The sequence below is a fragment of the Prauserella cavernicola genome, from assembly GCF_016595675.1.
Classification (GTDB): Bacteria; Actinomycetota; Actinomycetes; order Mycobacteriales; family Pseudonocardiaceae; genus Prauserella_A; species Prauserella_A cavernicola.
The window spans coordinates 257,960-283,690 of the sequence record NZ_JAENJH010000002.1 but is presented as its reverse complement, the minus strand read 5'-3'; the positions used below and the strand labels follow the sequence as shown (position 1 = coordinate 283,690).

Genomic DNA, 25,731 nt, shown 5'->3' with positions numbered 1-25,731 from the left:
CAGGAAGGTAAACCCCCATGTCCCCCATTTCCCTCAAACCCGCGAAGGCGCGGGTTCGCCTGCCGGCGGCGTTGCTGGCGCTGGTGCTGGGTGTGGTGCTGGCCGGTTGCGGCGGCTCCGGTGACGACTCCGGCGATGCGCCCGCGGCGCAGAACGGCGCGTTCCCGGTGTCGGTCGAGCACAAGTACGGCACGACCGAGATCACCGAGAAACCCGAGCGCGTCGTGACGCTCGGACTGTCCGATCAGGACGCCGTGCTCGCGCTGGGCGTCAAGCCGGTCGGCGTGGTCGACTGGTTCAAGGAACGGCCCTACGGCAAGTGGCCGTGGACGAAGGACCTGTGGGGCGACACCGAACCCACGATCGTCGGCGAGCGCGACGACTACAACATGGAGAAGGTCGCCGAGCTCAACCCCGACGTGATCATCGCGCAGTACTCGGGCATGACCCAGCAGCAGTACGACACGCTCTCGCAGCTGGCCCCCGTGGTCGCCCAGCCCAAGCAGTACCCCGACTACGCGGCGCCGTGGCAGGACATGGCCCGCCCGATCGGCAAGGCGCTGGGTCAGGAAGACGAGATGAACCGGCTCATCGAGGAGATGGACCAGCGCTACGCCGACGTGCGCGAGCAGCACCCGGAGTTCGCCGAGCAGCGGATGGCCGTGGCCGACAGCTTCGAACCGGGCACCTACGCGGCGTTCACCAGCACCGACGCCAAGGCGATCTTCTTCGCGGAGATGGGTTTCCAGCTCGTCGACGAGGTCGACCAGCTCGCCGAGGAGGGTATGAACGCGGCCGAGTTCAGCTCCGAGCGGCTGGACCTGCTCGACGCCGACCGGCTGGTGTGGATCACCTCGAGTGAGGACGCGAACGACCGCATCAGGGCCGAACCGCTGTACCAGCGGCTGAAGGTGAGCCAGGACGGTCGCGACCTGTTCGTGCCGTACGAGAACCCGGACATCGGCGCCGCGGTGTCGTTCAACACCGTGCTGTCGATTCCGTACGCCATCGACGAGATGGTGCCCAGGCTGACCGAGAACTCGTAACCGGGGTAGTCGAGTAGTAGTCGAAAGGCGTTCCCTCGATGTCGGGTGTTCCGCTGACCGGTGCACAGTCCGGAATCTGGCTCGCTCAGCAGATCGCGCCGGACGACCCGGTCTACAACATCGCGTGGTACCTCGCTCTCACCGGCGAGGTCGACCTCGGCAGGCTCTCCGCCGCGGTGGAGCAGGCGATCGCCGAGGCGCAGAGCGTGCACGTGCGGTTCACCGAGGTCGGGGGAGCGCCCCGGCAGCTGCGGGCGCCGGTCGATCCGGCGCCCGCGGTGCTCGACTTCAGCGCCGATGCCGATCCCGAGGCGTCGGCGACGGCGTGGATGCGCGCCGAGCGCGCGGTGGTCACCGATCTGGAGCGCGGGCCGCTGTTCGCCCACGCGCTGTTGCTGCTCGGCGAGCGCGTGTGGTGGTACCAGCGCTATCACCACCTGGTGATGGACGCCTACGGCTGCCTGCTCGTCACGCAGCGGGCGGGTGAGCTCTACGCCGGAGCCGACGGTCACGGGTTCGGCCCGCCCGCCGCACTCGCCGAGGCCGATGCCGCCTACCGCGCGTCCAATCGGTACACAGTGGACGAACGGTACTGGCATGAGCGGCTCGCCGACCGGCCCGAGCCCGCCCGGCTGCTCGACCGGGTGCCCGGCGGCGAGGTGCGGCGCCGGACCGTGGAGCTGTCGCCGGAGCGCACCGACGCGCTGCGCGAGCTGGGGGCACGGCACGGTCATCGGCTCTCGCGGGTCGTGCTCGCGGCCGTGGCCGCCTACACCCATCGCGCCACCGGGTCGACCGACGTGGTGCTGGGCGTTCCCGTCGCGGCGCGGCCGGAGCCCGAGACCCGGCTCGTGCCGGGCATGGCGTCGAACGTGCTGCCGCTGCGCCTCACCGTGAGTCCCCGCACCACCCCGGCGGAGCTGCTCGCCGCCGTGGACGAGGGCGTGGCCGCGCTGACCCGGCACGGGCGCTACCGAGGTGAGGACCTCGCGCGGGAGCTCGGCTTCGCCGACGGGCTCGCGCAGCTGGTCGGGCCCACCGCCAACTTCATCAGCTTCAGCAGGGACCTGGCCTTCGCAGGCGACGCCGCGGACTTCCGCGACCTGGCGCTGGGCCCGGTGACCGACCTGTCCATCACGTGCTGCGAACGCTGGGCCGACTACGGCCTGCTGATCGAGCTCGACGGCGCGTGCGGCCAGGCCGAGCTCGCCGAGCACGAACGCCGGTTCCTCGCCGTGCTCGACGCGCTGATCGAGAGGCCGGACCGGCCGCTCGGCACGATCGAGCTGCTGCCCGAGGCCGAGCGCACGCGCCTGCTCGACCAACTCGGCACCGACAAACGCGAGGTCAGCGAGCTGAGCTGGCCCGAAGCCGTGGAGCGCCAGGTGCGCCGCACGCCGGATGCCGTCGCCGTGGTGTGCGAGGACGAGCAGCTCACCTACGACCAGCTGAACACCGCCGCCAACCGGCTCGCGCGCTCGCTGCGGGCGCGCGGGGTCGGCACCGAGGACGTGGTGGGTGTGGCGTTGCCGCGCACCGCGGACCTGGTGGTGGCCCTGCTCGGCGTGCTCAAGGCGGGCGCGGCCTACCTGCCGCTCGATGCCGACCATCCCGCCGAACGGCTCGACTACATGGTGGCCGACGCGGGCGCGAGGCTCGTTGTGTCCACTGTGGATCACCGGGAGCTCGCCGCGTTCGACGGCTCCGATCTCGGCCTGCCGATCGCGCCGCACCAGGCGGCCTACGTCATCTACACCTCCGGCTCCACGGGCAGGCCGAAGGGCGTGGTGGTGTCGCACGAGGGCATCGGCAGCCTCGTGGAGACCGCGATCGCGCGCCTCGGCGTCGACGAGACGAGCAGGGTCGCGCAGTTCGCCTCCGTCGGCTTCGACGTGGCCGTGTGGGACCTGACGATGTCGCTGTGCGTCGGCGGCCGCAGCGTGGTCGTGCCTTCGCCGCGCCGGGTCGCCGGTCCCGAGCTGACCGAGTACCTGGGCGCGCAGGGCGTCACGCACATGATCCTGCCGCCGTCGCTGGTGGCGGCGCTGCCGCCGGAGTGCGAGCTGCCCGAGGGCGGCGTGCTGGTGGTGGGCACCGAGACCGTGCCGCCGGAGCTGATCACGCGCTGGGCCAAGCGGATGCGCGTGGTGGCCGCCTACGGGCTCACCGAGGCGACCGTCAACTCCACGCTGTGGCAGGCCGAGCAGGACTGGCTCGGCGCCGTGCCCATCGGGGTGCCCGACCCGAACACGCGGGTCTACGTGCTCGACTCGGCGCTGCGGCCGGTGGGCGAGGGCGTGATCGGCGAGCTCTACGTCGGCGGTTGTGGCCTCGCCCGCGGCTATCACGGCAGGCCCGCACTGACGGCGGAGCGGTTCGTCGCCGATCCGTTCGGCCCCGCGGGCGCGCGGATGTATCGCACGGGCGACCGGGTGCGCTGGCGCGACGGCAACCTGGAGTTCCTCGGCCGGGCCGACAACCAGGTGAAGATTCGCGGTCACCGCATCGAGCCAGGCGAGGTCGAGTCGGCGCTGCTGGCGCATCCGGAGGTGTCGCAGGCCGCGGTCGTCGCGCGGTTGGACCACCGGGGCGTGCGCCGCCTGGTCGCCTACGTGGTCGGCGACGCCGAACCCGCCGCAGCCAAGGCGTTCGTCGCCGACAGCCTGCCTGAGTACCTGGTGCCGACCGTGGTGCTGCGCCTCGACGGCGCGCTGCCGCTGACGCCGAACGGCAAGGTCGACCGCGCGGCACTGCCCGAGCCCGACTGGACGGGCCTGGTGGGCGCGGCCGAACCGAGCACCCCGGCCGAGCACGCGCTGGCCGCTCTGGTCGCCGAGGTGCTGGAGCTGCCCAGCGTCGGTGTGCACGACAGCTTCTTCGAGCTCGGCGGCGACAGCATCGTCGCGATCCAGCTCGTCGGCAAGGCCCGCGGGGCCGGGCTCGCCCTGACCCCACGCGACGTCTTCACCCATCGCACGGTGGCCGCGCTCGCCGAGGTCGCCGGGGTGCCCGCCGAGGCGCCGCGCGCGGTGGAGCTCGACGACGACGCGCTGCCGGTGTCGGCATTGCAGAGCGGGTTCTACTTCCACTCGCGCTTCGACGAGACCGACGCCTACGTGGTGCAGGAAGTGCTCGAACTCGCCGACGGCGTCGACCCCGGGGTCCTGCGCGCCAGGCTGCAGCGCCTGCTCGACCGGCATCCGTTGTTGCGCGCGGGGTTCCGGCAGTTGCCCGGCGGCCGGGTCGTGCAGCGCATCCCCGAGCACGTGGAGCTGCCTTGGCGCGAGGCGCCCGAGCTGGCCGCCGCGCTGGAGACCGACCGGGCCGAGGGCTTCGACCTGGCGAAGCCGCCGCTGTTGCGCGCCACGCTGGTGGCGTCCTCGACTCTGGTGCTCACGCTGCACCACATCGTCGCCGACGGCTGGTCGGTGTCGGTGCTGTTGCGCGAACTGGCGACCGACGAGCTGCCGCCGCCGCCCGCGCACCGGCCCTACCTGGAGTGGCTGGCGACGCGCGAGAAGGACACGGCGCGGGCCGCGTGGCGCACGGCGCTGTCCGATGTGGAGCCGACGAGGCTGGCCGAGAACGCCACCGAGGCACCTGGCAGCGTCGTGGTGGAGCTCCCGGGGGAGTCCACCCACCGGCTCACCGAGGTGGCGCGGGAACGCGGGCTGACGCTGAGCACGCTCGTCCACGGCGCGTGGGGTCTGCTGCTCAGCGGGCTCACCGGTTCGCGCGACGTGGTGTTCGGCAGCACGGTGTCCGGGCGCGGAATCGAGCTCGACGGGATCACCTCGGCCGTGGGCCTGTTCATCAACACCGTGCCCGCGCGGCTGCGGTTGCGCGGCGACGACACGCTCGGTTCGGCGCTCCGACGCTGGCAGGAAGAACAGGCCGAGCTGCTCGACCACCAGCACCTCGGCCTGGCCGAGATCCAGCGCGGCACGGGCGAGCTGTTCGACACGCTGGTGGTGGTGGAGAACCAGCCCGCCTCCGCCGAGCCCGGCCTGTTCACCGGCATCGACGTGTTCGACGCCGTGCACTACCCGTTCGCGCTCATCGCGCACCCCGGCGATCGGCTGCGGCTGGAGCTCAAGCACCGCGTCGGCGACGCGGACGCGCGCGAACTCGCGGGCCGCTACCTGCGCGTGCTCGACGCCCTCACCGAACCGGAGCGCCGCGTGGCCACGCTGGACGTGCGCACCGAGGCCGAGCTGGCACCGGAGGAGCCGACCGCCCACGACGTGCCCGAGGGCACGCTGACGTCGTTGTTCGCGGCTGCCGTTGCCCGCACCCCCGACGCGACGGCCGTGGTGTTCGAGGACGTCCGGCTGTCCTATTCGGAGCTGGACGCGCGGGCCGACGAACTCGCCCGCAGGCTCGTGGCGCGCGGTGCGGGGCCGGAGTCGCTGGTCGCCGTGGCGGTGCCGCGCTCGGCCGAGCTGATGGTGGCGCTGCTGGGCGTGCTCAAGTCCGGCGCCGCGTACCTGCCCGTCGACCTCGACTACCCGGCCGAGCGCATCGCCTTCGTGCTCGCCGATTCCGGCGCCCGGCTGGTCGTGACGATGCCGGACATCGAGCTGCCCGGTGACGTCGAACGCGTGGTGCTCGGCGAGCCCGAGCCCGTCGCCGGACGTGCGCTCCCCGTCGCCGGTCCCGACCAGCCCGCCTATCTGATCTACACCTCGGGCTCCACGGGACGGCCCAAGGGCGTGGTGGTGACCCACCGCGCGATCGTCAACCGGCTCGCGTGGATGCAGGGCCACTACGGGCTCGCCGCCGACGACCGCGTGCTGCAGAAGACGCCGTCGAGCTTCGACGTGTCGGTGTGGGAGTTCTTCTGGCCGCTACTCGAGGGCGCCGCGGTGGTGCTCGCGCGCCCCGACGGGCACCGCGACCCCGCCTACCTGGCGGAGCTGATCCGCGCCGAGGCCATCACGACGCTGCACTTCGTGCCCTCGATGCTCGCCGCGTTCTTGCAGGTGGTGAAGGACGGCGCATGGGCGGCGAGCCTGCGCAGGGCGTTCGCCAGCGGCGAGGCGCTGCCCGTCGAGTCGGCGGCGCGCTGGCGCGAGCTCACGGGCGTGCCGCTGCACAACCTCTACGGCCCCACCGAAGCCGCCGTCGACGTCACGTGGTTCGAGTTCGACGGGAGCGGCGACGGAGCCTCGGTGCCCATCGGCCGTCCCGTGTGGAACACCGCGCTGTACGTGCTCGACGAGTTCCTCCGCCCCGTTCCGCACGGGGTGCCCGGCGAGCTGTACCTCGCGGGTGTGCAGCTGGCTCGCGGCTACCACGACCGGGCGGGCCTCACGGCGAGCCGGTTCGTGGCGAATCCCTTCGGTCCGGGCCGGCTGTACCGCACCGGCGACCTGGTGCGACGCGACGCCGCCGGTGTCGTCGAGTACCTCGGGCGCACCGACCGTCAGGTGAAGATCCGCGGCAACCGCGTGGAGCTGGGCGAGATCGAGGCGGTGCTGTCGCGCCTGCCCGGGGTCGCGCGGGCGGCCGTGATCGCCCGCGACGGCGCGCTCGCCGGCTACGTCGTGCCCGATGGTGAACCGGCCGTGGCGGTCTGGCTCGACGCGCTCGCCGCCGAACTGCCCGCGAGCATGGTGCCGGGCGCGCTCGTGCCGCTCGCCGAGCTGCCGCTGACGCCCAGCGGCAAGCTCGACCAGAACGCCCTGCCCTCGCAGGCGGTGACGACCACGCCGTCGCGCGCGCCGCGCGACGAGAAGGAGCGGCTCGTCTGCAGGATCGTCGCCGGCGTGCTCGGACTGCCCGAGGTGGGCGCCGACGACGACTTCTTCGTGCTCGGCGGCGACAGCATCACCTCGATCGCGGTGTCCTCGCAGGCCAGGGACAACGGCCTCGACCTCGCTCCACGCGACGTATTCGAGCACCGCACGCCCGCGGCACTCGCCACGCACGCCCGCGACGGAGTGCGCGAGATCGCCGCCGAACTGGGCTCGGTGAGCCTCACCGGCGCCGAACGCGAACGCCTGCCCGCGCGCGAGGTGGACGACGTCTGGCCGCTCTCGCCGTTGCAGGAGGGTCTGTACTTCCACGCCACCTACGACTCCGAGGGCGTGGACGTCTACCAGTCGCAGGAATCCCTCGACCTGGACCACCGTCTCGACGCCGACCGGCTGCGCGCGGCGTGCGCGACGCTGCTGGAGCGCAACCCCAGCCTGCGCGCCGGGTTCACGGGCGACGGCCTGCCGAGCCCGGTCCAGTTCATCGTGGCCGGGGCGCGGGTGCCGCTGACCGAGGTCGACTTGACCGAGGCCGCCGAGGGTGAGCTGGAGCGCCTGCTCGCCGACGACCGGCGGCAGCGCTTCGACCTGACCAGCCCGCCGTTGTGCAGGCTGCTGCTGATCCGGTTGCGCGGGGGGCGTGACCGGCTCGTCGTCACCCATCACCTGTTGCTCTGGGACGGGTGGTCGGCGTGGTTGTTCCTGGAGCAGCTGTTCGCGCTGTACGAGCGCGGCGGCGACGACGCGGACCTGCCCGCGCCCGGCTCGTACCGCGACTACCTGGCCTGGCTGCGGCAGCAGGACTCCGGGCAGGCGATGAGCGCGTGGCGCCACGCGCTCGGCGGGCTGGCGGAGCCGACGCTCGTCGCGCCGGCCGACCGCAGCCGTGAGCCGGTGATTCCCGACGACCTCGACGCGGTGTTGTCCGCCGAGGCCAGTGAGCTGCTGCGTGAGCAGGCGCGGCGGCACGGGCTCACGCTGCACACGGTGCTCAGCGCGGCGTGGGGACTGGTGCTCTCGGCGACGGTCGGGCGGCCGGACGTGGTGTTCGGCGCCGTCGTGGCCGGACGGCCCGTCGAGGTGCCCGGTGTGACCAGCGTGATCGGCATGTTCCTCAACACCGTGCCCTCGCGCGTGCGCTTCGACCCGCGCGAGTCGGTGCTGGAGCTGCTGCGACGGCTGCAGGACGAGCGCGCGGCGCTGATGCCGCACGAGTACGTGGGTCTCGGCGAGCTGCAGCGCGAGGCCGGACACCGGCAGTTGTTCGACACGCTGTTCGTGCTGCGCACCGCCGACGGCGAGCAGCGGCTGGCGCAGCTGCACGACCGGCACGGCATCACGTCGGTGTCCAATGTGGATGGGACGCACTTCCCGCTGACGCTCATCGTGACGCCGGAGGAGCGGCTGCGTGTGACGCTGGCGGCGCGGCCCGACATCTTCGCCGCCGATGCCGCGCAGCGGGTGCTGGAGCGGTTCACGACGGTGCTGGAGCGCCTGGCCGCCGACCTCACGGCCCCGGTGGCCTCGCTCGACCTGCTGACCGACGGCGAACGTGCCGAGCTGTGCGCGGCGCCGGAGACGCCGATCGGCGACGACACCATCGCGGACCTGCTCGCCCAGCAGTCCGCGCGCACGCCGGACGAGACGGCGCTGGTGTTCGGCGAGCAGCGGCTCACCTACGTCGAGTTCGATGCCCGCGTCAACCGGCTGGCCCGCCTGCTGCTGGCGCGCGGTGCGGGGCCGGAGCGGGTGGTGGCGCTCGCGCTGCCGCGCTCGATCGACATGGTGGTGGCGTTGTTCGCGGTGCTGCGCACGGGATCGGCGTACCTGCCGCTGGACCTGGACCACCCGGCCGACCGCCTGGCCACCATGCTCGCCGACGCCGACCCCCTGGTGGTGCTCACCACCGGCGACCGCGGTGAAGGGCACCTTTACTGCGTTGAGTGCAGTAAAGGTGCCCTTCACTGCAGTCGGTGTGTGTACCTGGACCAGGGTGACGTGGTTGCTGAGTTGGCCGCGTGTTCCGGGGAGGGCATTGGGGATCACGAGGTGGCGGCCTCGTTCGCGCATGGCGCGCCGGATCGGCTCGAGCTGCCCGCCTACCTGATCTACACCTCGGGTTCCACCGGGCGGCCCAAGGGCGTGGTCACGCCCTACCGCGGGCTCACGAACATGCAGCTCAACCACCGCGAGGAGATCTTCGCGCCCGCCATCGCCGCCGCGGGAGGCAGGCGGCTGCGCATCGCGCACACCGTGTCGTTCGCGTTCGACATGTCGTGGGAGGAGCTGCTCTGGCTCGTCGAGGGCCACGAGGTGCACGTCTGCGACGAGCAGCTGCGCCGCGACGCCGAGGCGCTGGTCTCCTACTGCGACGAGCACCGCGTCGACGTGGTGAACGTGACCCCGACCTACGCCCAGCTGCTGCTGGAACAGGGCCTGCTCGACGGCCACGTGCCGCCGCTGGTGCTGCTCGGCGGCGAGGCCGTGTCCGACGGCGTGTGGAGCGCACTGGCCGAGACCGAGGGCACCTACGGCTACAACCTCTACGGGCCGACCGAGTACACGATCAACACCCTCGGAGCATCCACACAGGACAGTGCGACGCCCGCCGTGGGCAGGCCCATCCTCAACACCAGGGCCTACGTGCTCGACCCGTTCCTGCGCCCCGTGCCACCGGGGACGCCCGGTGAGCTCTACATCGCGGGTGTCGGGCTCGCGCGTGGTTACCATGACCGGCCCTCGCTGACGGCCGAACGGTTCGTGGCCAACCCGTTCGAGACCGGCCGGATGTACCGGACCGGAGACCTCGTCCGGCAGCGGCCGGGTAGCGGGATCATCGACTTCCTCGGCCGCACCGACGACCAGGTGAAGATCCGCGGCTACCGGGTGGAGCTCGGCGAGATCGAGTCGGCGCTGGCCGAGCACCCCGCCGTCACGCACGCGGCCGTTGTCGTCAATGCGGGCCGGCTCGTGGGGTACGTCATCGCCGACGGCGAGCCCGACTGGCGCGAGCACCTCAAGGCGCGGCTGCCCGACTACATGGTGCCCGCCGCGGTCGTGGTCGTCGACCACCTGCCGCTGACGGTCAACGGCAAGCTCGACGTCAAGGCACTCCCGGCGCCGTCGTTCGCCGCGCGTGAGAGCAGGCCGCCGCGCACCCGCGAGGAAGAGGAACTGTGCGGGCTGTTCGCCGAGCTGCTCGATGCCGACGGGGTGGGCATCGACGACAACTTCTTCGACCTCGGCGGGCATTCGCTGCTGGCCACGCGGCTGGTCAGCAGGGCGCGCACCGCGCTGGACACCGAACTGTCCATTCGCGACCTGTTCGAGGCGCCGACCGTCGCCGAGCTGGTGAGCCGCGTCGGCAGGCAGGCGCGGCCCGTGCTGGTCGCCGGTGAGCGGCCCGCCGAGCTGCCCGCCTCGGCCGCGCAGCAACGGCTGTGGGTGATCCAGAACCTGGAGCAGACCTCTGCGGCGTACAACTTCCCGCTCGTCGTGCGGCTGCGTGGTTCACTCGACCTCGATGCGTGGCGTGCCGCGCTCCGCGACGTGCTGGCCAGGCACGAGGCGTTGCGCACGGTGTTCGCCGACCGCGACGGCGTGCCCCGCCAGCGCGTCGTCGAGGATGCGGAGCCGGTGGTGGAACTGGCGCAGGCCACTGAGGCCGAGCTGGGCCAGTTCGTGCGCGCCGCCGTGTCGCGGCCCTTCGACCTCGCCGAGGAGCTGCCGCTGCGCTGCTCGATCGCGCGCCTGGCCGACGACGACCACGTGGTGGTCCTGCTGCTGCACCACATCACCACAGACGAGTGGTCCGACCGCCCGTTCCTGCGCGATCTCTCCACCGCCTACGCCGCGCGCCTGCACGCGACGGCTCCGGACTGGGATCCGCTGCCGGTGCAGTACGCCGACTACGCGCTGTGGCAGCAGCGGCTGCTCGACGTCGTCGGCGACGAGCAGCTCGCATTCTGGGAGTCCACGTTGGACGGCGCACCCGAGGAGCTGGAGCTGCCGCTCGACCGCGCGCGGCCCGCCCGGCCGACCTACGCGGGCGCCGACCTGGAGTTCGAGCTCGACCCGGCCGCGTGCGAACGCCTGCGCGCGCTGGGACAGGACACCGGCGCCAGCATGTTCATGGTGCTGCACGCCGCCGTGGCTACGCTGCTGCACCGGATGGGCGCGGGTGAGGACATCCCGCTCGGCGCCCCGATCGCGGGCCGCACCGACGCGGCGCTCGACGAGCTGGTCGGCTTCTTCGTCAACACCCTCGTGCTGCGCACCGACCTGTCCGGCTCGCCGAGCTTCACCGAGCTGGTGCGGCGTGTGCGCGAGGCCGACCTGGCCGCGTTCTCCCACGCCGACGTGCCCTTCGAGGCCGTGGTGGAGCGGCTGAACCCGGCGCGCTCGCTCTCGCGCAACCCGCTGTTCCAGGTGATGGTCGGCTACCACGGCCGCACAGGCGAGTCGCTGAGCCTGCCGGGGCTGGGCGCGGAGTTCGTGCCGTACGCGAGCGAGACCGCGAAGTTCGACCTGGTGTTCAGCTTCACCGAACGGCTCGACACCGGGCACGTGAGCTGCCGGGTCGAGTACAGCACCGAACTGTTCGACTCCGGAACCGTCGAGGGCCTGGCGCAGCGACTCGGCAGGCTCGTCGAGGCCGTCTCCGCGCGTCCGGAGGCGAGTGTCGCCGACGTCGACGTGCTCGCCGCCGACGAGCGGAACCTGGTGCTGGAGGGCTTCAACGACACCGCGCGGGTGGTGGAACAGGCCTCGCTGCCGGAGCTGTTCGCCGCGCGGGTGGCCGAGCAGCCCGACGCCGTGGCCGTGGTCGAGCGGGACCGCCAGGTGAGCTACGCGGAGCTGAACGCGCGCGCCAACCGCATCGCGCGCCTGCTCGCCGAGCAGGGCGTCGACGCCGAGAGCGTGGTGGGCGTCGCCGTGCCGCGCTCGGCCGACACCATCGCCACGGTGCTGGCGGCCCTGAAGCTCGGTGCGGCGTTCCTGCCGCTGGACCTGAGCCACCCCGCCCAGCGTCTCGCCTACCTGGTCGGCGACTCGGGCGCGCGGCTCGTGGTGGGTACGCCGGAGGTGGCCGAGTCCGTCCCCGACGTGGCGCCGGTGCTGCTGCTCGACGGCGAGATCGACCGTGATGGCTCCGATGTGGACGTCGCGCCGCCGTCGCTGGAGCAGGCCGCCTACGTGATCTACACGTCCGGCTCGACGGGCAAGCCCAAGGGCGCGGTGGTGCCCCACGACGGCATCGCGAGCCTCGTGGCCACGGCAGTGGACCGGATGGGGCTCGAACCCACGTCGCACGTGCTGCAGTTCGCCTCCATCGGATTCGACGTGTTCGTGTTCGAGCTGGCGATGGCGCTGTGCCACGGCGGACGGCTGGTGCTGATCCCCGACGAGGCGCGGGTGGCGGGCACCGCGCTCACCGACTTCCTGCGCGAGCAGGCGGTGACGCACCTGATCCTGCCGCCGTCGCTGGTGTCGGCCCTGCCCGCGGAGGCCGAGTTGCCGAGCGGGTCGACGATCCTGGTGGGCACTGAGACCGTGCCGCCGGACCTGATCGAGCGGTGGGCGGGCAGGCTCAACCTGATCGCGGCCTACGGGCTCACCGAGGCGACGGTGAACTCCACGCTGTGGCCGACGGAACCAGGCTGGCAGGGCGCGGTGCCGATCGGGCGGCCCGACCCCAACACCGTCTGTTACGTGCTCGACGAGCGGTTGCGGCCGGTGCCGCCGGGCGTGGTCGGCGAGCTGTACGTGGCCGGCAGGGGGCTGGCGCGCGGCTACCTCGGCAGGCACGCTCTGACGGCGCAGCGGTTCGTGGCGAACCCGTTCGGGACACCGGGTTCGCGCATGTACCGCACGGGCGATCGCGCTCGCTGGCGGCCGAACGGCGACCTCGATTTCCTTGGCCGCGTGGACGGTCAGGTGAAGATCAGGGGCTTCCGGATCGAGCTCGGCGAGATCGAGGCCGCGCTCACCGCGCACCCCGGCGTCGGCCAGGCCGCCGTCGTAGCCGACCGCAGGGGCGACATCGTGCGGCTCGTCGCCTACGTCGTCGCGGGCGAGCCGGTGGACTGGCGTGAGCACCTGGGCGCGCGGCTGCCCGAGTACATGATCCCGGCGCTGGTGGTTCCGCTGGACGGCCCGCTTCCGTTGACCCCCAACGGAAAGCTCGACCGGCGCGCGCTGCCGGAGCCGGACTGGGCCTCGCTCACCGGCGACGCCAGGCCCGCGACCGAGGAGCAGCGCGTGCTCGCCGCGGTGTTCGCGGAGATCCTGGAGCTGGCCGAGGTCGGCGTGCACGACAACTTCTTCGAACTGGGCGGGCACTCGATGTCGTCGATGCGCCTGCTGGGCCGCATCCGCTCGGCGTTCGGGGTCGACCTGACGCTGCGCGACGTCTTCGACGCGCCGACCGTCGCCGGGATCGCGGGCAGGCTGGCCGGCGGTTCGCTGCGGCGGCCCGCGCTGGAGCACCACGAGCGCGCCGCGACGGTGCCGTTGGCGCCAGTGCAGCGCTGGCAGTGGAGCTTGCACCACGAGCACCCCGGCTACGATCACGCCCTCGCGCTGCGTTCGCGCGAGGGCTTCGACGCCGAGGCGCTGACCGCGGCATGGCGCGACGTCGCACGGCGGCACGAGCCGCTGCGCACCCGGTTCGCGGGCGGGCACCAGGAGCTGGTCGCGCCACCGGAGGTCGTGGTGGAGTCCGTGGCCGACGTCGACGCGCGGCTCGCGGAGCTGGCCGGTGAGCGCCCCGACCTCGGCGCCGAGCCCGGCGTGCGCGTGCGGCTGGTGCGTGGTGAGCGCGAGGACGCGGTGCTGCTGGCGCTGCACTACCTCGCCGTGGACGAGTGGTCGGTGGTGCCGCTGATGCGCGAGCTCAGCACGGCGTACGCGGCGCGGTTGTCGGGACAGGAGCCCGAGTGGGACCCGCTGCCCGTGACCTACGCCGACTACACGCGCTGGTCGCGGGAGCTGCTGGCCGAGGTCGGCGAGGAGCAGCTGGACTACTGGCGCGAGACGCTGCGCGACACCCCGAGGCTCGTACTGCCGGGCGAACGTGGGAGCAGCGGCGGCACCGTGCCGTTCGTCCTCGACGCCGACCTGCACGCCGCGATCGACCGCACCGCGACGGCCAACGGCGCCAGCATGTTCATGGTGCTGCAGGCCGCGTTCGCGACGGTGCTCGCCGCGAACGGAGCCGGCACGGACCTCGCGATCGGCACGATCGTCGCGGGCCGCACCGAGGAGGCGCTCGCCGGGCTGGTGGGCTGCTTCGTCAACACCGTCGTGCTGCGCACGGACGTCTCGGGCTCGCCGAGCGTCCCCGAGCTGCTGGCACGGGTGCGGCGCACCAACCTCGCCGCGCTCGACCGGCAGGACGTGCCCTTCGCCGACGTCGCAGCCGAGCTCGGCTGGCGGCCGACGGTGCTCATGGTGCACCACGAACAGGCCAGGCTCTCGGAACTGGAGGGCGGGCACGGCGAGCTCGTCGCCGTGCCGACCGGCTCGGCGAAGACGGATCTGACGTTCAGCTTCTACGAGCCGCAGGGCGACGGCGAGGTGCACTGCTTCCTCGGCCACGCCGACGTGCTGGACCCGGCGACCGTGGAGCGACTCGCGGGCGAGCTACGCACCGTGCTGGAAGAGATCACCAGGAGGCAACCGTGACCAACCCGTTCGAGGACCCCGACGGCCGCTTCCACGTGCTCGTCAACGACGAGGAGCAGCACTCGCTGTGGCCGTCGTTCGTGGACGTCCCGGCAGGCTGGCGGGTCGTCTTCGGCGAGGACACGCGTGAGGCGTGTCTGGCCTACGTGGAACAGAACTGGACCGACCTGCGCCCGGCCGGCATTCGCTGACCCACGACGCACGAGAGCGGTCCCGGTGAGTCACACCGGGACCGCTCTCGTCTCCCCCCTGCGGGTCTGGATCAGCTGACGACGCCGCCGGTGAGCGAGCCGATCTCGACCGGGCCGTTCAGGTCGGCCTTCCAGGCGATGCTGAACGGAACGCCGTCGGTGGAGTTGGACATGGTGAAGCTCGCGGTGGTGGCGGGCTCGCCCTGCTCCTGCGGGTTCGGCGCCTGCACCTCGACCTGCGCGGGATGGGTGCTGTCGATCAGCACCTGCGTGTTCTCCGAACCGGTCGAGTAGCTGTCCACCGGCAGCTCCGCGCCCGAGGCGTCGTGGAAGGTGAGGTCCTTCGGGGTGCCGGTGAGCAGGCACTGCGTGCCGGGCTCGGTGGTCTTGAAGGAGACCACGTAGTTGGCGTGCTGGGTGCTGTCCGACGGCACCTCTTCGGCGTAGGCCATGACCTGGCCGGGCTGGCAGGTGTTGGTGTCGGAGGGGTTGGCCTGTGCGGCGCCCGCGCCCGCCAACAGGGCACCCGCGGCGATCGTGCCGGTGGCGGCTGCAATGCCAAAGGTCTTCGTGCGGTTCGCCATCATGCTCTTTCCTCCGCTCTCTCGGTGCAGCGCCCTCGTGGGGCTCTTACCGGGGAGATGCGCGAGAGGCCCTCGAGGATGCCTGTGGGTGGTATCAACCACCCGCGGGCAACCCCCTCCGGCGCGGGCTGTCCTTCCCGAAGGAAGGGCGATTCAAACGTCCACACCGGACGATTGCCCTAAAGCTCCCGGTGATCCGACCAGGCTTGCCACAGCGTCGCGTAACGCCCGCCCGCCGCGACCAGTTCCTCGTGCGTTCCGGTCTCCACCACGCGGCCCGCGTCGAGCACCACGATCCGGTCGGCGGCGGCGGCCTGCGTGAGCCGGTGGGCCACCACGAGTCCCGTGCGGCCCTCGAGCGCCCGGCCCGCCGACTTCTCCAGCACCTTCGCGCCGGCACTGCCCGCTTCGGCGGTGGCCTCGTCGAGGATCGCGATCGGCGGGTCGGCCAGCACCAGTCGCACCAGTGCGAGCTGCTGGGACTGCGTGACCGTCAACCGGTGCGCGGCTTCTCCGACCACAGTGGACAGTCCGTCCGGGAGGGCGTCCACCCACGGCAGCGCGCCGACCCGGTCGAGTGCGGCCCGCAGCTGCTCGTCGCTCGCGTCGGGCTTGGCGAGCCGGAGGTCCTCGGCGAGCGTGCCCGCGAAGACGTGCACCTCCTGGCTGATCAGCGCCACCGTGCGGCGGGTGCCCGCGTGGCCGAGGTCGGCGAGGCCGACGCCGCCCAGCGCGAGCGTGCCCGACGTCGGGCTGTGGATGCCCGCGATCAGCTTCGCCAGCGTCGTCTTGCCCGCTCCGCTCGCGCCGACCAGCGCGACCCGTTCGCGGGGCACGATGTCGAGGTCGACGTCGCGCAGCACGTCGTGGTCGGCGACGTAGGCGTGGCTCACCGCGGCCGCCTTCACCGACGCGTCCACCGGCGTCGCCGGCTGCTCGGGCTCCTGTTCGGTGGGCAGGTCGGCCACGCCGACCAGGCGCGCGAGGCTCGCCGCCGCCGACTGGGCGTCGTCGACCAGCGCCAGCGCCGCGTTGATGGGGTTGAACAGGCTGTGGAAGTACAGCGCGGCCGCGGTCGCCGTGCCGATGGTCGCGGTGCCGTTGCCCACGAGCAGGAAACCGGTCACGAGGATCGCGGAGAGCCCCACGAACTCGGCCAGGTTCAGCCGCGAGAAGAACCGCGTGACCAGCCTGGTCGCGCGCATCGTCACGTCCACGACGGTCTGTGAACGCTCCCGCACCCGCTCCACGTGCTCGTCGCCGAGCCGGAACGCGCGCACCGTGCGCGCGCCGCCGACGGTGTCGAGCAGCTGCTGTTGCTGGGCGCCGTCGCGCACCCGCTGGTCGGCGTAGAGCGGGATCGCACGGCGCACGTACCAGCGCACCGTGTAGAGCTGGATCGGCGTGGCCAGCAGCGCGGCGAGCAGGAACCGCCAGTCCAGCACGGCGAGCCCGACGAACGTGAGCAGGATCGTCAGCGCGGAACGGCCCAGCTCCGGCAGCGCCTCCCGCACCGACCGGGCGATCATCGCGACGTCGTTGGTGACGCGCGAGGTGAGATCGCCGGAGCCCGCGCGTTCGACGCGCTCCAGCGGCTGGCTGAGCGCACGCTCGATGAACCGCTCGCGCAGCGTCGCGAGCATCCCCTCGCCGAGGCGCGACACCAGCGCGAGCCCCCACGCGTTGCCCGCGCCCCGCACCAGCGCCACGATCACGAGCGCCACCACCGGCAGCATGAAGTCGGACTCGCCATCGGCGACGAGGTCGACGATGTAGCCGAGCAGGGGCGCCGTCAGCAGTCCGATGCCGGTGGCGGCCGTCAGCACGCCGAACGCGGCGACGGCCAGCGCCCTGCGGGGGCGCAGCAGTTCGCCGACGGCGGCGGCGGTGCGCTTGCCGGTGGCGGTGGGCAGCAGTTCGCGTTCGCTCACGAGAGCACCGCCGTTCGGTAGCCGGGGTCGGCGTGGACGAGGTCGGCGTGGGTGCCCTGCGCGCCCGCCGCGCCGCCGTCGAGCACCACGACGCGGTCGGTCTCGGCGAGCAGCGCGGGGCTCGTGGTCACCAGCACCGTCGTGCGGCCCCGCCGGATCTCGCGCAGCTCACCGGCGATGCGGGCCTCGGTCACGGCGTCGACGGCCGTGGTCGGGTCGTGCACCACGAGCACCGGCGGATCGGCAGCCAGCGCTCTGGCCAGCGCCACCCGCTGCCGCTGCCCGCCGGACAGCGACCGGCCGCGCTCGGCGACCAGTGTGTGCACGCCCTCGGGCAGGGTCTGGGCCACCTCGTCGGCGGCCGCCGCGGTCAGTGCGCGCTCGGCGCCCTCGCCGCCGCGGCTCAGCGCCACGACGTTGTCGAGCAGGCTGCCCTCGAACAGGTCGGCGTCGTGCGCGGCGACGAGCACCGCGCGGCGCAGCTCGTGCGGGTCTGTCTCGGTGAAGGCCACGCCGTCGAGCTCCAGCGAGCCCGACGCGGGGTCGGTCTCGCGGCCGAGGCATTCGAGCAGGTGTGCGGCGCACGCGGGATCGGGGGACACCACCCCGAGCAGCTCGCCGGGTGCGACGTCGAGGTCGAGTCCGGTGAGGCTGCCGTGCGTGACGCCGCGCAGCCGCAGCCCGCCCTCGGGGCGCTCGGCGGGCGAGCCCGTGCCCGAGGTCACGGTGGGCTGGGCGGCGAGCACCGAGGCGACGCGCCCCGCCGAGGCCCTGCTCTGGGCGAGCTGGCCGTTGACCCAGGCGAAGATCTGGAACGGCCCGAGCAGGAACTGCGCGAGCCCCACGGCGGCCACCAGCTCGCCCACCGAGATCGACCCGCTCGCGGCCAGGTTGGCGCCGACGAGGGCGACCACGGCGATGAAGACGCCGGTGAGCGCCAGGATCGCGCCGTCGTGACCCGCGTGGGCGCGGGCGGCTCGCAGTGTGGCGGCGAGCGAGTCCTGGCTCGTGCGCCGGTAGCGCGCCACGGCGGCGGCCTCGGCCCCGATGCCCTTGAGCACCCGCAGCCCGGACACGAGGTCGGTCGCGACGCCCGAGGCGTGCGCGGCGCGTTCCTGCTCATCGCCGCTGCGCCGCTCCAGCGGCTTGCCGACGAGGTGGGTCAGCCAGAGCAGCGGCGGTGTCCCGAGCAGCACGAGCAACCCGAGCGGCACGGAGATCCGCAGCAGCAGCACCGCGCTCACCAGCAGGCCGACGAACCCGGCGACGCCGAAGGGCAGCAGCCCGTTGACCGAGCCGACGCGCTTGGCGTCACCGGTCGCGATGTTGACCAGCGCGCCGGGCAGCCTGCCCGACTCGGCGCCGCCGCGCGGGTCGAGCACGCGCCGCGTCAGGCGCAGCCGCAGCCCGTGCGCGGCCTGCTCGGACGCGCGCTCGGCGGCCCTCGCGGCGAGCCTGTAGCTCATGGACAGGGCACCGAACACCACGGCGAGCACGACGATCCAGCGCACGAGCGCGCTGGTCGAACCCGTGGACACCGCCTCGTCGATCACGATGCCGACGATCACGGGCACGAGGGCTTCTCCACCCTGGTGCACCGATGCCAGCACGGCCGCGCCGCCGATCAGCTTCCGTTGCCCCGACACGGCCTCGCGCAACACGCTCCGGCCGGTTGGCAGCGACACTGGACCACCTCCGCACAAATAGCGGAGGTTAGGCTAGCTTAAGCTCACGCAGGGTCCAGACCTGCGAACGCGAACTTCGTCACGATGGACCAGCCCTCACCCGTTCGGTTAGCCTCACCTTATGTCGGTCGCCACGTCGTCACCACCACAGTCAGCTGACGTGGTCGGCCCCCGGCGTACCCCGAACACGCTCAAAGCCGTCGGGTTGCTGGTCGCGCTCGCGGCACTCGTCGTGCTCGGGCTGCTCAGCGTCTGGCTCGGCTCCAAGAGCATTCCGTTCACGGCCACGTGGGACGTGCTCTGGAACAACGACGGCTCCAACGACGCCGTGATCATCCACGAGTACCGCGTCCCGAGAACGCTGCTCGGCATGCTCGTCGGCGCCGCGCTCGGGCTCGCGGGCGCGCTCATGCAGGCGCTCACCCGCAACCCGCTCGCCGAGCCGGGACTGCTCGGGGTCACCACCGGCGCCGCCACCGGCGTCGTGATCTCGCTGGGCTTCCTCGGCATCTCGTCGCTGCTCGGCTACGTCTGGTTCGCCTTCGCCGGTGCCGCCATCGCCTCGGTCGTCGTCTACGTGATCGGCTCCTCGGGTCGCCGCACCGCCTCGCCGGAACGCCTCGTGCTCGCGGGCGCGGCCGTGACGGCGGTGCTCTTCGCGTTCAACAGCGCCGTGCTGCTGATGGACCCCGAGGCGTTCGACCAGTACCGCTTCTGGCAGGTCGGCTCGCTCGCGGGCCGCTTCTACGACGTACTGCTGCCGGTGCTGCCGTTCATCGTCGTCGGCATCGTCGTGGCCCTGCTGCTGATCCGCCCGCTCAACGCGCTCGCGATGGGCGAGGACCTCGGCCGCGCGCTCGGCGCACACCCCGACCGCGTCCGCGTGGTCGGGGCCATCGCGATCACCCTGCTCTGCGGCGCCGCGACCGCCGCGGCGGGCCCGATCGCGTTCGTCGGACTCGCCGTGCCTCACATGGCCAGGCTCATCGCGGGTCCGGACCAGCGCTGGGTGTTGCCGTACTCGCTCGTGCTCGCCCCCGTCCTGCTGGTCGGCTCCGACATCGTGGGCCGACTCATCGCGCCACCCTCGGAGGTTCAGGTGGGCATCGTGACGGCCGCCATCGGCGTGCCGGTCTTCATCGCGTTGTGCCGCAAGCGAAAGCTGACGAGCCTGTGAGCCCCGTGGTGACCGGCCGGGTGCTGCGGACCCGGAGCGAGGCGATGTCCGTGCGCGTCGCGGGCCGCTCGGTCTCGGTGTGCGTCGGCATCGTCGTGGTGCTGCTGGTGGTCATGTGCGCCACGCTCATGACGGGGGAGTACCAGCTCTCCGTCGGCGAGGTGCTCGGCGCCGTCACGGGCACCGGCGAGGGCTCCGCCGACTTCATCGTCAACACCCTGCGCATGCCGAGGCTGCTCACCGCCCTGTTCGTGGGGGCGGCGCTCGCGGCCAGCGGGGCGATCCTGCAGGGACTCACCCGCAACCCGCTCGGCAGCCCCGACTTCATCGGCTTCAACAACGGCGCGGCCACCGGCGCCCTGCTGGTGATCATCGTGTTCGGCGGCGGGATGTACCAGATCGCCGTCGGCGCACTGCTCGGCGCGATCATCACCGCGCTGCTCATCTACGTGCTCGCGTTCAGCCGTGGTGTGCACGGGTTCCGGTTCGTCCTCATCGGAATCGGCCTCAACGCGCTCGCGCTGGCGGTGAACTCCTACCTCATCACGCGCGCGAGCCTCTACGACGCGCTCACGGCACAGGCCTGGCTCGTCGGCAGCGTCAACGGGCGCGGCTGGGAACACGTCGCCGCCGCGGGACTCGCGATCCTCGTGCTGCTCCCGCTCGCGCTGTACCACTCGCGGTCGCTCGCGATGATGGAACTCGGCGACGACTCCGCCAAGGCGCTCGGCGTCGGGGTGCAGCGCAGCCGTGCCGTGCTGATCGTCGTGAGCGTGCTGCTCGCGGCCTTCGCGACCGCCGCGGCGGGCCCGATCGTGTTCGTCGCGCTCGCCGCACCGCAGCTCGCCCGCAGACTCACCAAGTCGGCGTCGCCGGGACTGATCTCGTCGGCGCTCATGGGCGGGCTGCTGCTGATAGCGGGCGACTTCGCGATCCAGCGAGCGTTTCCCACCGCGCAGCTCCCGGTCGGCACGGCCACCGGGTGCATCGGCGGGCTGTACCTGATCTGGTTGTTGGCGTCGGAATGGCGCGGGAAGGCTAGGTATTCATGAGCCGGCTGTATGCCGAGAACCTGACGCTGGCCTACGAGCAGGCCGTCGTCGCGACCGACCTCGGGGTGGAGATCCCCGACGGCTCGTTCACCGTCATCATCGGACCCAACGCGTGTGGCAAGTCCACGCTGCTGAAGGCGCTCGCGAGGATGCTCAAGCCCAAGACGGGCGGCGTGCACCTCGACGGCAAGCTCATCTCGTCGTACCGCTCCCGCGAGGTCGCCAGGCGCCTCGGCCTGCTGCCGCAGACCTCGATCGCGCCCAGCGGCATCACCGTCGGCGACCTCGTCGCGCGCGGGCGATACCCGCACCAGAAGCTGCTGCGCCAGTGGTCGTCGGAGGACGAGGGCGTGGTCACCGAGTCGATGCGGCTCACCGGCGTGCTCGAGCTCTCCGGCAGGCTCGTCGACGAGCTCTCCGGTGGACAGCGCCAGCGGGTGTGGCTCGCGATGGTGCTCGCCCAGCAGACCTCGATCCTGCTGCTCGACGAGCCCACGACGTTCCTCGACATCGCCCACCAGGTCGAGGTGCTCGACCTGTGCGCCGACCTGCACGAGGACAAGCAGCACACGCTCGTCGCCGTGCTGCACGACCTCAACCAGGCCTGCCGCTACGGCTCGCACCTGATCGTCATGCGCCCCGGCGGCGAGATCGCCGCGCAGGGTGTCCCGTCGGAGATCATCACCGCGGAGCTCGTCGAGGACGTGTTCGGCCTGCCGTGCCGCGTCATCGACGACCCCGAGAGCGGCACGCCGCTGATCGTGCCCAACGCGCGCAAGAAGCGCTCAGAGCACGACGGTCCGGTTGCCGTGCACGAGCACGCGGCTCTCTAGGTGCCAGCGCAGGCCGCGAGCGAGAGTGACCTTCTCGATGTCGCGGCCCTTGCGCACCATGTCGGCCACGGAGTCGCCGTGGTCGACGCGGATCACGTCCTGCTCGATGATCGGGCCCGCGTCGAGGTCGGCGGTCACGTAGTGGCACGTGGCGCCGACGAGCTTCACGCCCCGCTGGTGGGCCTGGTGGTACGGCCGCGCGCCGATGAACGACGGCAGGAAGCTGTGGTGGATGTTGATCGCCCTGCCCGCCCACGCCTGGCACAGCTCCGGCGGCAGGATCTGCATGAACCTGGCCAGCACCACCGCGTGCGGGTCGTGCTCGTCGACGAGCTTGGCGACCTCGGCGAACGCGGCCGCCTTGTCCTCGGCGAAGGACACGTGGTGGAACGGGATGCCGTGCGCCCTGGTGATGTCGGCCAGTCCGTCGTGATTGCCGATCACGGCCCGCACGTCCACGTCCAGCTCGCCGGAGGCGACGCGGCCCAGCAGGTCGTAGAGGCAGTGGGCCTCCTTCGACACGAGCACCACGATGCGGCGGCGCTGTCCGGTGTCGGTCACGCTCCAGTCGGACTCGGCTCCCAGCGACCGTGCGACGCCCGCGAACCGGGCGCGCAGCTCGTCCACGTCGAACGGCAGCGAGTCGGCGCGCACGACCTGGCGGGTGAAGAACCAGCCCGTGTCCGGGTCGGTGTGATAGGCGGCTTCGACGATCCACCCGCCGACCTCGGCGAGAAACGACGCGATGCGGGCGACGATCCCGGTCCGGTCGGGGCAGCCGAACGTGATCACATACTGGCGCGAGTCAGGCACGGCTTCCCATTCTCGTCGCTCGCCCTCACGCCTGCTTGGGCGGCTCGGGCCTGAGCAGCGACCGCACCGCGCCGGCGTAGGTCTCCGGGCGCTCGACCGGCGCGAAGTGGCCCTGTCCGTGGTGGCCTCACGGGGGAGTGAGCGGCTCCAACAACGCGACGTCGCCGGTGACCCGCGCGGCGCCCGGCCTGCGCCACAGCGTCCGATACACCGCGTCAGCGGTGCCCTCGACGGTCAGCGCGGGTTCGACCGGCTCCTCGCCGAGCTGCGGCGCCTCACCGGGCACGAGCCACACCGACCAGAGCCTGCCCGCGTCCTCGGCGTGCACCTGCACGCAGCCCCGCGCCGTGAACCCGCTCCAGTCGCCGCGCCGCAGCACGAGCATGGTGAGCAGCTCGTCGATGCCGTCGGCGGCGAAGTCCGCTGCGAACGCCACGGTGTCGGCGCCCGCGGCCAGCTCCGCGTCGACGCGATGGATGGCGGCCTCGTGCGCCTGCCGCCGCGCCCACGACGCCGCCACCGGCTCCAAGACCGGGAACGCCTGCCACGCGGGGGAGTCCGGCGCCACGTCGAACGCGGCGCGCAGGTCGTCGCGCCGCTCGTCCCACCACGTCAGCAGCGCGGCCCAGTCCTCGGGCGGCGTGCCGGCGCGGACGTGCTCACCGCTCGGGTCCGTCAGTGCCGCCGCCACCCAGGAATGCACTCTGGCGATGTGCCGCACCAGCCGCTTCGTCGTCCACTTCGGACACGTCGGCACCGGTGCGTCCGGGCCCGCCGCGACCGCCGCCGTCCGCAGGCCGTCGCTGTGGGTCTCGATCGCCGCGAGGTACTGCGCGTACTCCACGGCGAGAGACTAGCCTTCGTGCGATTTCCGCGCACCCGACCGCGAGCAGCCCGATCGCGAACGCCAGCAGCAGGCCCTTCGACGGTTCCCCGGCGAACTGCGCGGCCCCCAGGTAGCCGACGAGGACGCTGTAGGTGGCCCAGATCGTGGTGCCGACGATGTCGAGCGCGGCGAAGCGGTCCAGTGGGTAGCGCAGGCTGCCCGTGGCCAGCGCCGACGCGACGCGGCCTCCCGGGAGGTAGCGCCCCGCCACGATCAGCACCGTGCCGTGGCGGTGCACCTTCTCCCGCGCCCACTCGTAGCGCTGCCTGCCTTTCTCGCCCCGCTGCAGCCGTTCCAGCGTTCGCGGGCCGGCCCGCCTGGCGATGCCGTAGCCGAGGAGATCACCTGCCCACGCCCCGACCGCGGCCACCACGGCGAGGACGGCGAGGCCCACCAGGTCGGAGCCCAGCAGAACCGCCACCGTCATCACCGTGGTCTCGCTGGGCATGAACGGCAGCAGCGCGTCCAACCCGGAGACGAGGAACACGATCACCCACAGCCAGGGCGAGTGCAGCTGGCTCTCCAGCATCGACGTGAGCTGCTCGAGCAGCTCAAACATGAGCCGGTTCCGCCGCGAGCACCGCTCGCCGCGCCCGCGCTGCGAGCTCCTTCCGGTCACCCTCGGGAGCCAGCGCGGTGTGCGCGCGCACCCGCAACGTCAGTCCGGAGGCCCTGGTGACCCTGCCCAGCGAACGGGCAAGCGTGTCGTCGCCGACGAACGCGGCGACGGTGCTGGGCAGCCCGCCCTGGAGGTAGGACAGGGTCACCGGCCGCACGGGCGCGCCCGCGTCGAGCGCGGCCTGGAACACCGCGCGCCGGAACGGTCCGCCCTCACCGGAGCAGTACGTGGTGGCCTCGGGAAACACCGCCACCGAGCGGCCCTCGCGCAGGCGAGCGGCCACGGCGGCGACGGTCTCGGGCAGGCTGCGCAACGCCCAGCGGTCCACGAACAGGGTGTCGAGTCGTCGTGCCTGCTCGCCGACGAGCGGCCAGTTCGCCACCTCGCGCTTGGCGAGGAACGCGGCGGGCTCGAGGGCCAGCAGACCCACGATGTCCAGCCAGGACACGTGGTTGGCGACGATCAGCGTGCCCACCGGGCCGGGCACGCTCAGCGGCCCCTCGTCGGCGTCCAGGCGCACGCCGAGCGCGCGCAGCGCCCCGGCCGCGCGCTGCGCGGTGTCGCCGGAGCGCGTCGCGCGCGTCAGCGAACCCGCCAGCGCCACGCCTCTGCTCACAGCCTCCATCGTTGTCACCGGCGGTTGTGCGTGGGTGACGCACTGTGGAGAACATGGTGAATTCGCGCGCCACGGGTTCACCGGCCGTCTCCCAGGAAGTAACGCAGGTAGCGCTCGTCCACCCGGTCCAGCGGCAGCAGCACGAAGAAGTCGGCGACGCCGAACTCGGGATCGTGCGCGGGGGGTCCGCACACCCAGGCCCCGAGCCGCAGGTAGCCGCGCAGCAGCGGGGGAACGTCGGCGTAGGTGGGCTTCTCGACGCTCGGGGTCGGCGCCCACGGCCGGTGCGGCTGCACGCGGAACTCGCCGGGCGCGGCGTGCCTGGACTCGGCGAGCTGCCGGGTTGCTGCCGCGGCACGTCCCCCGTCGGCCAGCGGCACCGACGCGCAACCCGCGAGGAACCGGTTGCCGGAGAGCAGCGTGTAGCGCGCGAGCGCCGACCACATCAGGTTGATCACCGCACCGCCCCGGTGGTCCGGGTGCACGCACGAACGGCCCGCCTCGACGAGCGACTCGCGCAGCGGGTCGAGGTTCTCGACGTCGAACTCGCCCGAGGAGTACAGCTCGCGCGAGCGGCCTGGCGGCAGCAGCCGGTAGGTCCCCACCACCTCGCCGGTGGGCTCGTGCTCGACGACCAGGTGGTCGCACACGTCGTCGAACTCGTCGACGTCGAGCTCACCGGGAAGCGTGGCGCCGAGTTCGCCGCCGAACACCGCCGTGCGCAGTCGCTGGGCCGCGCGGACCTGCTCCGGCGTGTGCGCTATCGAGGCTCCGTAGGCACTTCTCTGTACCGTGGACAGCGAGGACATGGGTCTCTCCGTTCGTCGCGAAGGGACCCCGCACGGCGCGTGGACAG

The 25,731-nt window shown here is 72.4% G+C and carries 13 protein-coding genes and 1 pseudogene; 6 read left to right on the top strand and 8 right to left on the bottom strand.

The window, feature by feature from the left end:
* Window positions 1–17: 17 nt before the first annotated feature.
* Genes JHE00_RS07835 through JHE00_RS07825 form a run of 3 tightly spaced genes read left to right on the top strand, consistent with a single transcriptional unit; the run spans window position 18 to window position 14,679 of the window.
* Window positions 18–1,046, top strand: a complete 1,029-nt coding sequence (locus tag JHE00_RS07835; RefSeq protein ID WP_200316469.1) for an iron-siderophore ABC transporter substrate-binding protein — start codon at window positions 18–20, stop codon at window positions 1,044–1,046.
* 38 nt (window positions 1,047–1,084) lie between these two features.
* Window positions 1,085–14,488 (top strand): non-ribosomal peptide synthetase, encoded by a 13,404-nt coding sequence (locus JHE00_RS07830; protein WP_200316467.1) that lies wholly within the window; start codon window positions 1,085–1,087, stop codon window positions 14,486–14,488.
* Window positions 14,485–14,679 carry an MbtH family protein gene (locus tag JHE00_RS07825; RefSeq protein ID WP_200316465.1) on the top strand — a complete coding sequence of 65 codons (195 nt, stop codon included), beginning with the start codon at window positions 14,485–14,487 and terminating at the stop codon, window positions 14,677–14,679. Before JHE00_RS07830 ends, JHE00_RS07825 begins: the two co-directional genes overlap by 4 nt.
* 71 nt (window positions 14,680–14,750) lie before the next feature.
* Here JHE00_RS07825 and JHE00_RS07820 read toward each other — a convergent pair whose 3' ends face one another.
* The 3 genes from JHE00_RS07820 to JHE00_RS07810 form a co-directional block, all read right to left on the bottom strand.
* The gene (locus JHE00_RS07820) at window positions 14,751–15,266 is read right to left on the bottom strand and encodes a hypothetical protein (RefSeq protein ID WP_200316463.1); all 516 of its coding nucleotides are present in this window, start codon (window positions 15,264–15,266) and stop codon (window positions 14,751–14,753) included.
* 176 nt (window positions 15,267–15,442) lie between these two features.
* The gene (locus tag JHE00_RS07815; protein WP_200316344.1) at window positions 15,443–17,194 is read right to left on the bottom strand and encodes an ABC transporter ATP-binding protein; all 1,752 of its coding nucleotides are present in this window, start codon (window positions 17,192–17,194) and stop codon (window positions 15,443–15,445) included.
* Window positions 17,191–18,879 (bottom strand): ABC transporter transmembrane domain-containing protein, encoded by a 1,689-nt coding sequence (locus JHE00_RS07810; RefSeq protein ID WP_443678453.1) that lies wholly within the window; start codon window positions 18,877–18,879, stop codon window positions 17,191–17,193. The genes JHE00_RS07815 and JHE00_RS07810 overlap by 4 nt, the downstream gene beginning before the upstream one ends.
* A 121-nt stretch (window positions 18,880–19,000) precedes the next feature.
* On the opposite strand from JHE00_RS07810, the gene JHE00_RS07805 reads away from it, so the two are divergent.
* From JHE00_RS07805 to JHE00_RS07795, 3 genes are read left to right on the top strand one after another with little or no spacing between them, the layout of a single operon-like run.
* Entirely contained in the window at window positions 19,001–20,056 is a 1,056-nt protein-coding gene (locus JHE00_RS07805) for a FecCD family ABC transporter permease (protein ID WP_200316342.1), read from the top strand.
* Entirely contained in the window at window positions 20,053–21,108 is a 1,056-nt protein-coding gene (locus JHE00_RS07800; protein ID WP_372440378.1) for a FecCD family ABC transporter permease, read from the top strand. Before JHE00_RS07805 ends, JHE00_RS07800 begins: the two co-directional genes overlap by 4 nt.
* The gene (locus JHE00_RS07795) at window positions 21,105–21,941 is read left to right on the top strand and encodes an ABC transporter ATP-binding protein (protein ID WP_200316340.1); all 837 of its coding nucleotides are present in this window, start codon (window positions 21,105–21,107) and stop codon (window positions 21,939–21,941) included. Before JHE00_RS07800 ends, JHE00_RS07795 begins: the two co-directional genes overlap by 4 nt.
* Here the strand turns inward: JHE00_RS07795 and purU are convergent.
* The 5 genes and pseudogenes from purU to JHE00_RS07770 form a co-directional block, all read right to left on the bottom strand.
* A complete protein-coding gene (purU, locus tag JHE00_RS07790; protein WP_307831852.1) occupies window positions 21,894–22,754 on the bottom strand; it encodes a formyltetrahydrofolate deformylase in 861 nt (286 codons plus the stop codon). The genes JHE00_RS07795 and purU overlap by 48 nt on opposite strands.
* A 127-nt stretch (window positions 22,755–22,881) precedes the next feature.
* Window positions 22,882–23,517, bottom strand: a pseudogene (locus tag JHE00_RS07785) (maleylpyruvate isomerase family mycothiol-dependent enzyme); the annotation flags it as partial.
* Window positions 23,414–24,199, bottom strand: a complete 786-nt coding sequence (locus JHE00_RS07780; RefSeq protein WP_230423160.1) for a DedA family protein — start codon at window positions 24,197–24,199, stop codon at window positions 23,414–23,416. The gene JHE00_RS07780 and the pseudogene JHE00_RS07785, both read right to left, overlap by 104 nt.
* Window positions 24,192–24,884: a lysophospholipid acyltransferase family protein gene (locus JHE00_RS07775; protein ID WP_200316338.1), complete on the bottom strand. Its 693-nt coding sequence runs from the start codon at window positions 24,882–24,884 to the stop codon at window positions 24,192–24,194. The genes JHE00_RS07780 and JHE00_RS07775 overlap by 8 nt, the downstream gene beginning before the upstream one ends.
* 68 nt (window positions 24,885–24,952) lie before the next feature.
* On the bottom strand, window positions 24,953–25,684 hold the full coding sequence (locus JHE00_RS07770) for a GNAT family N-acetyltransferase (protein ID WP_200316335.1): 732 nt from the start codon (window positions 25,682–25,684) through the stop codon (window positions 24,953–24,955).
* Window positions 25,685–25,731: the final 47 nt, after the last annotated feature.

Coding starts and splice junctions, on each gene's coding strand:
- JHE00_RS07835 (WP_200316469.1), top strand. CDS start 18: ATGTCCCCCATTTCCCTCAAACCCGCGAAGGCGCGGGTTCGCCTGCCG.
- JHE00_RS07830 (WP_200316467.1), top strand. CDS start 1,085: ATGTCGGGTGTTCCGCTGACCGGTGCACAGTCCGGAATCTGGCTCGCT.
- JHE00_RS07820 (WP_200316463.1), bottom strand. CDS start 15,266: ATGATGGCGAACCGCACGAAGACCTTTGGCATTGCAGCCGCCACCGGC.
- JHE00_RS07805 (WP_200316342.1), top strand. CDS start 19,001: ATGTCGGTCGCCACGTCGTCACCACCACAGTCAGCTGACGTGGTCGGC.
- JHE00_RS07795 (WP_200316340.1), top strand. CDS start 21,105: ATGAGCCGGCTGTATGCCGAGAACCTGACGCTGGCCTACGAGCAGGCC.
- JHE00_RS07780 (WP_230423160.1), bottom strand. CDS start 24,199: ATGTTTGAGCTGCTCGAGCAGCTCACGTCGATGCTGGAGAGCCAGCTG.
- JHE00_RS07775 (WP_200316338.1), bottom strand. CDS start 24,884: ATGGAGGCTGTGAGCAGAGGCGTGGCGCTGGCGGGTTCGCTGACGCGC.
- JHE00_RS07770 (WP_200316335.1), bottom strand. CDS start 25,684: ATGTCCTCGCTGTCCACGGTACAGAGAAGTGCCTACGGAGCCTCGATA.